The sequence below is a fragment of the Vibrio sp. 99-8-1 genome, assembly GCF_013114595.1.
GTDB lineage: Bacteria > Pseudomonadota > Gammaproteobacteria > Enterobacterales > Vibrionaceae > Vibrio.
Genome location: NZ_VTXE01000051.1, coordinates 39834 through 47301 on the forward strand (window position 1 = coordinate 39834; position 7468 = coordinate 47301).

Consider the following 7468-nt stretch of genomic DNA (forward strand, 5'->3'; position numbering starts at 1 on the left):
TACTCCTATAAATCTGTACGACATGATCCACTATTTAAGATCTAAAACTTCTTCCCACTCATTCACTTTATCCAGATCAGGTCCCATCGATACATTGGTTTTTCTATCAACAATCACTTCAACAACAACGGGTACTTGATATTTATCACGTAGTACTTTTGCTTCTTCAAGTGCCGGAGCTATTTGCTCTGGGTCAAAGACACGTATCGCTTTACAGCCGAGTCCTTGAGCGACAGCAACGTGATCCACACCATAGCCATCATTGTCTGTGCCATTAACATTTTCAAAAGCCAAATCTAGGCAGTAGTCAATCTTAAATGCCATTTGAGACATGCGAATAAGACCTAAATAGGCATTGTTTACCAGTACATGGATATAAGGGATTTTGTGCTGAGCGGCTACCGCTAGCTCTTCTAACATGAACTGAAAATCATAATCACCAGAGATAGCAACAACAGGCTTACTTGGATCTGCTTTTGCCACCCCAATAGCGGCAGGCATTGTCCAGCCAAGAGGACCAGCCTGACATGAGTTAATCCAATGTAGCGGCTGTTGCACATGCAAAAACTGATTGGCCTGAATTTGTGTATTACCAATCGTAGCTACGTAGCGAGTATTACCATCAAACACTTTATTCATTTCATGGAATACACGCTGCTGCTTAATTGGTGTTTGAGTAAAGTCGCCACGGCGGTGCATAGTTCGTTTACGTTCCAAACACTCAGCAACCCATTGGCTTCGATCTTTTAATTCACCAGAATCACGCATCTCTTTGGCTACTTGGATAAATAGCTCAAGAGCTGCATATGCGTCAGATACAATGCCTAAATCTGGAGAGAAAATGCGCCCAATTTGCGTCGTTTCAATATCTACATGAATAAACTTTCTACCTTTGCAATACGTGTCTAGTTGACCAGTATGGCGATTGGCAAAACGGTTACCGATACCAAATACAAAATCACTTTCAAGGTAGTTTGCATTACCATAACGTTGGTTCGCTTGAATCCCTACGCGGCCAATCATTAAATCGTGATCATCAGGAATCGCTCCCCAGCCTCGTAGCGTTGGTATCACAGGCACGCCAGTTAGCTCAGCAAACTCTTGCAGCAAACCAGACGCATCAGCGCTGAGAACACCACCACCAGAAACAATAACTGGCTTCTCTGCTTCGTTCATCATTTCAATCGCGCGTTTTGCCTGAGCTAATGTTGCTTTTGGCTTAGATGGTTCTAATGGCTCATACAAGTCGATATCAAACTCAATCTCTGTCATTTGAACATCAACAGGCAAATCTAGAAGAACAGGACCCGGACGACCTGAACGCATTTCGTAAAATGCTTTTTGAAAAAAGCCTGGCATTTGAGCACCATCACGAATGGTCTTCGATAGCTTAGTAACAGGCTTAGCGATAGACTCAATATCTACCGCTTGAAAATCTTCTTTATCCAGTTTGGCAACAGGTGCTTGTCCTGTTAAACATAAAAATGGAATCGAATCTGCCATAGCAGAATAAAGACCAGTAATCATATCAGTGCCAGCCGGCCCCGATGTACCGACACACAGACCAATATTACCGACTTCAGCACGAGTGAAACCTTCTGCCATATGGCTTGCGCCTTCAACATGTCGACAAATTACATGTTCAATACCACCTAGTTTTTCCATCGCGGCATAAAATGGATTAATCGCAGCTCCCGGAACACCAAATGCTGTATCAATACCTTCTTTTTTTAATATTAGAACTGCTGCCTCTATCGCGCGCATTCTAGCCATAATTTCAATCTCCAAAGTCTATTTTTGTTGTAGAAGTTCAATTACATTTAGCATTGCTACAATGTATTTAGGACAAATTTTTTCAGCACAAAATGTTTTCAGAACAAAGCATTTCAGCCCTCAATGTTTTCAAGGCTTTTTGTTTTCGAAATCAATTCATTCAGTGTGATTTTTGTCGCTTCCTTAACGGTCTCGTAATCAATATTAAGTCGATACAATTTCTTGGCAATAAACGTCATTTTGGTTTCAATTCGAACCGCATTCACCCATGCGTGGTTTCACAATGAAACACGCGGCGCGTGGTTGATTTGTTTATTTGATGAGGTCCGTTATTACTCGACTAAATATATTTAGATTCTCAATAAGCATTTAAATAACAACAGTCAATAATAACAGTAAATAATAAACATCAATTTCAATCCGTATATTTAAAAGAAGAGAATAGGGTAGACTACTTTTCTTATATATAAGAGAAACTATCACTAGTTAAACTACAATTATTTTTCGAGTCAGCATTCTTACTTATTAGTTCATTAGTCATTGACACATTTTTAGATGTTTCTTCAACGGACACGTTAATTTTATTAAATGAATCTTTTATCATACTTGAAATCTCTTTTGATCGAATCACCAAATGAGAATTGGCTAACATACTGGTATTAGCATCCGTCGACTGTTTTAGTAAATTTTCAATTAAGTTCTGTATATTCGCCGTTGAATTTTGAATCTTGAATTTTCGTTGCTAGGTTTCTCACTTCATCATCTGCACTAGATAGTTCACTCACAGCGTTTGATACCAAGGTGACTTAGTCTACTTCTAGTTGAGTGTTGTCTTTTGTTGCCATAACAGTTCATTTTATTAGCGGCTGTCTTTGTAGGGAAAAGACAGGGCTAATAAGTCTATACACTGATTATGTTTTTAGCCTAACTTCAACTTGAGAGTTATCGGTTACTCTCGCTAAACTCGTTACGTCACCGAGTAACTTACCGACCACATTTACCGCCGAAGCGGCTTGTGGTTTGCCATCGTTACTACACGGTGTTGGTCCAAAGAACAGACAAAGAGCTTGGTCTGGTGGCCAAAACGCAACATCTCCAACCTCTACAATTTCTTGAGCATCAGCCGATACATCCATATCTATTTGAGTAGGAAAATAGATCTCATCGCCCCAGCGTCTTACTCTGGATCGTATTGGTAACTCTGATAATAACTCTGAGGCGGTATCACTCTCATTTAATTGGATATCCAATGTAATGGTTCCTACTTTTACCTCAATGACCTCCATATTTTCTCCTATTTATAACGCTACTGCATCGTATTATACGGTTAAATCGACAATATCCTTAGGGGATACGACACGAGAATAAACACTTTTTCAAAAATTATCTCATTGATGTATTTAGAGTCCGACTGAGAAAATACAAGTATAATTATTAAATATCAACAATGTCATATATACCATCATTAACAAATAATTATAAAGTCATTTAAATAGCACACATTAAAAATGGTTCAATTAATTTTATAATTATTGAACTCACTATATTCTGAAAATAAAATTATTTACGGCTCATGATTTTCATGAGCCGCTATATGTTTATACTAACTAGCTTCGATACTTTCTTTAAGTTTAGATGGAGCCTCATCTCTATCTGTTAAATTGATTCCTCTTTCGAGAGCTAACTTTTCTGCTTCGCTGTCTGTGATCGTCAATATTTTAAAGCCTGTAATGGCATAACTTGATGCAAATATCATTGAAAAGAAGAATAAAACACAGTACGGGAGATAATCCATAGTTGGTACACCTAACGTCGTCGCCATATATAAACCAGCCGCAGACCAAGGGATAATAGGACCTGTCATCGTACCAAAGTCTTCAGTAGTACGAGCCAACACTAATGGGTGCATCCTAAGTTGTAAGAATTTTTTCTGCATTAATTCAGTTGTGATGATCTTGTTAAGACCGTCAGAACCTGTAAGCATATTAATAATAACCGTCATTAAACCACTAGAGATAATCGCTGATTTTCTACTTTTAACCTTCGCTGTAATTGCCCCCATAGAGACATCTACCATACCAGTACCAGTTAAAATACCAGCAAAACCCATAGCACAAATAATAAACGCTAAAAAACCACCATTATTGTTTAGTCCACCACGGTTTAAAAGCTCCGATACTGCCGGTAATAAATCCGCCGTATCGACTCCTATCATAGAAACATTAAAGCCGCCCATCGTACTTGAAATACCATTGTATAAATCAAAACCTTGATACTGCCAACCAACTAGAATAGCAACAACGGAACTTAATAGCATAGAAGGTACCGTAGGTTGACGCAAAAAGGTGCATAACAAAATAATGAGCATGGGTGTCAAAGGTAAAATCCCAAAGCTATATAGCTCTTTTAGTTGCTCAAGCAATAACAAGCTTTCACCGGCAATTTCACCTTTAGTTTCTTGGTTCAAACCTAACACTAAGAAGAATGCTAAAGCGACTAGAGTTGAAGGAACAGTGGTCCAAAGCATGTATTTAATATGATCATACAATTTGGTTTTTGTTACCGCAGCCGCAAGGTTTGTTGTATCGGATAGTGGTGATAATTTATCACCAAAGTATGCACCAGTTACAACAGCAGCAGCCAACATTGCTAGGTTTACCTCTAGTCCAATACCAACCCCCATTAGCGCCACACCTATGGAAGCAACCGCTCCCCAAGAAGCTCCTGAAACATAAGATAAAATTGCATTTAGAACAAAGGCTATTACTAACAAGTACTCTGGTTTGATGATTTCCATTCCATAATAAACCATCATTGGTAGCGTACCCGCATAGCTCCACGTTGCCACCATGAAGCCCACAAATATCACAATCAATACTGGAGGCATAACCGCCGCTATTTTATCTACAATAAACTTTTCTATGTCTTCCCATGTATAACCTAATCGAACAACAGCCAAGATACCTGCACAGGCAGCAGATAATAATAAGCACACTCCTGTTGGCCACCCTAAAACACCCATTCCTATCGACAACACTAAAACCATAAATACAATGGGAAACATAGCTTCACCAAAACTTGGCAATCTACGTTCATTTTCCTTACTTATACTATCCATGATATTTCCTTTTTATAGTTGTAGACTTATTTTTTTCAATAAGTCCTAACATGCAAAAATTAAAATAAATACTTATTAAATTAAATTAGAATACCTTGACGCCTTGTTTTTCTAATGCGCTTTGAACAATATGAATATCAACGTTTCTACACGTTGTTTTTTGTTTGATAGATATAGCAGCAGCCACACCTGCACCCTGGCCAGTAACAGCGCAACAAGCCATATTTCGTGTCGTCGCGTGCGCAAATGGATCAGAGTCAATTGCACGACCACATACAAGTAGGTTCTCAACACCTGTTGGTAATAAAGCCCCATAGGGAATTTGAAAATATCTCGGCTCTAGCGGCAATTTAAGCATGCCATTGCCATCTATAAACTCAGGGAAGATACCAATGGTATCTGGGTGACGTCCTTGATTGACGATATCATTCTCATTTAAGCGAGTTGAGCCAACAATGTGACGCGATTCTCGGGTACCGACTGTCATACCAAAGTTTTTTAGCCGAGCATTTTCAAACCCAGGCTGCATTTTTCGCAACGCTTCTATGGCACATAATGCTTGCTTTCGACCTTCTATTTCAGCAGTTGTAAGGTCAAATACATTAGTACAATCTATATTTGCTAGGCTCTGCACATTCATGTAATTCGCATCGCCATAATCAGTTATCGTACTCCAGCTTCCACCTAGAGTGACGCCGTCAGGTACTAAGCCTTCTTTTTTTGCTTTTGCAAATACTTTACCTAGGTACGGGCTAAACATTTTTTGACAAGATTTATCTATCTCGTAAGACCAGTTCTTATTGTCTTCATCCTTGCCCCAATCGTTGTAAGTCGGGTTTGAAGCTCGTATATCATCCATAAAACGTTGCTTATCAATGTTTGAACAGTTAAACACTGTCGTCACACTCATAACTTCACTTTTATCTGGTTGAGTAAAAGGCGCTCCTGAAAACATCGCTATGTCAGCGTCTCCAGAGCAATCTATGACTCTGTCGGCAAGAATGGCTTTTCGGCCAGATTTACTCTCTGTAACGACACCTTTAACCGTGCCATCTTCTTTAATAACATCTACAGCGAAAATATGGAGCAACCGATTTACTCCAGCGTCATCCACCATTTTATCGGCGACAACTTTGAACAATTCTGCATTTATGGCCTGACTTACTGATTGAGGTTCTGGTGATGTCGCACCCATTTTTTGCGCTTCATTTTCGAACTCTCTTGCCAGTCCTCCCGCATCCACGGTTTTTTCATGACGCCACCAAGCGATAGACTCTACCCCTGCTGTCGTCATCATTCCACCAAAACAACCGAACCTCTCAATTAATAAAACCTTTACCCCTTCTCTCGCCGCCGCAATGGCTGCTGATAATCCTGCAGGTCCACCACCAACTACAAGCACCTCTGTTGTCGCTAATATGTCTATCTCTTTATGCGGTTCTATATATTTGTCCATAATTCCCATCTTCCAAAACTAATAAAATTAATATTTTTAAAACTCTATATACAATTAATACTTCAAAGAATTAATGTTTGTACTTTTATATACCTTTAATTGCATTCTATAGGTTAGGTATACTATCTACAGCGCTCCCTATTGAACGCTAGGCATCGTGAATTAACTCTATATTTATTCCGTATATCATCGCTACCTAATGTGAGAATCATGCCTAACCAGATTAAATTAAAATACTCTGGCTTTTTATCATCAGTTCTCAAGGCTATGTTTCCAAAGCGTGACATTCCTATATAAAGATAAGAGCCAAGTGCACAATGATGGTAAACAGGGAATAATACTGCTTTATCGATTGTACCTTTTTTATGTTCAATAGTTTTCGACATAACCTATTCCTGATAATATTTTTCGTAATTAATTTAACAAATAGATACACATTGGTAGGAGTAAATAAGGTGTTTGATTGACGGTTCTTTGAGCACATACACACAGCGTCACAATTTATATATTCATTGCCAGAAAAAAGTGATTAAGATCGATGTTTTTGTCATTATCCAGCAAGAAATTTCAATTAGAAACATGGCAAATTATAAATGTTCCACATTGAAACATTGATTGAAATAGAAGAATATAGGCCCATTAAAAATAAAAACAAAAACCTTAAATAACAATAAGTTAAAAACATAGCCATATAATGAACAAACCATCACATTCTGCCATCTAAGGCGAAAGTAACCCGATTGACATGCTCAAAACTAATTCTCAATCTAAGAAGGGTTTTGAATTACTCACAAAAAATATAAGTCGATAAGATCGTGACCTGCTATATATGCAACAACATTTATTTTTCGTTATTTTAGATAGTAACATTCATATCTAAAGGCAATATATAAAATCACCATAGAAGCCATAATTTCATTTAACTTATTAATTATAGTGGATTATTTTTATCATCATCAAAGAAAAACATAATATAGATATGAAAAACAAACATTACCTAACCAGTAGATATTTGTATAAAAAAGTATCCACCGGCATAGCCGGTGGTTTTTCATATGCGCCTATAAGGCTCTCCTACTGGCTGCGCCCTAGCAGGCGCATAGTGATCTGACATTTGCATA

At 38.2% G+C, this 7468-nt stretch carries 4 protein-coding genes; all 4 read right to left on the bottom strand.

Going from position 1 to position 7468, the window contains the following annotated elements; genetic code table 11:
* Positions 1-30 precede the first annotated feature (30 nt).
* Entirely contained in the window at positions 31-1773 is a 1743-nt protein-coding gene (gene gcl / locus F0227_RS20485) for a glyoxylate carboligase (protein WP_171755111.1), read from the bottom strand.
* A 911-nt stretch (positions 1774-2684) separates the two neighbouring features.
* Positions 2685-3059: a cyclophilin-like fold protein gene (locus F0227_RS20490; RefSeq protein WP_171755112.1), complete on the bottom strand. Its 375-nt coding sequence runs from the start codon at positions 3057-3059 to the stop codon at positions 2685-2687.
* A 317-nt stretch (positions 3060-3376) separates the two neighbouring features.
* The gene (nhaC, locus tag F0227_RS20495; protein ID WP_171755113.1) at positions 3377-4891 is read right to left on the bottom strand and encodes a Na+/H+ antiporter NhaC; all 1515 of its coding nucleotides are present in this window, start codon (positions 4889-4891) and stop codon (positions 3377-3379) included.
* Between the two features lie 85 nt (positions 4892-4976).
* Positions 4977-6347, bottom strand: coding sequence for an FAD-dependent oxidoreductase (locus F0227_RS20500; protein ID WP_171755114.1), 1371 nt, complete (start codon positions 6345-6347; stop codon positions 4977-4979).
* Between the last annotated feature and the right edge of the window lie 1121 nt (positions 6348-7468).

Bases quoted from the DNA above. Each gene is read 5' to 3' on its own strand.
- gcl (WP_171755111.1), bottom strand. From the start codon at position 1,773: ATGGCTAGAATGCGCGCGATAGAGGCAGCAGTTCTAATATTAAAAAAA.
- F0227_RS20490 (WP_171755112.1), bottom strand. From the start codon at position 3,059: ATGGAGGTCATTGAGGTAAAAGTAGGAACCATTACATTGGATATCCAA.
- nhaC (WP_171755113.1), bottom strand. From the start codon at position 4,891: ATGGATAGTATAAGTAAGGAAAATGAACGTAGATTGCCAAGTTTTGGT.
- F0227_RS20500 (WP_171755114.1), bottom strand. From the start codon at position 6,347: ATGGACAAATATATAGAACCGCATAAAGAGATAGACATATTAGCGACA.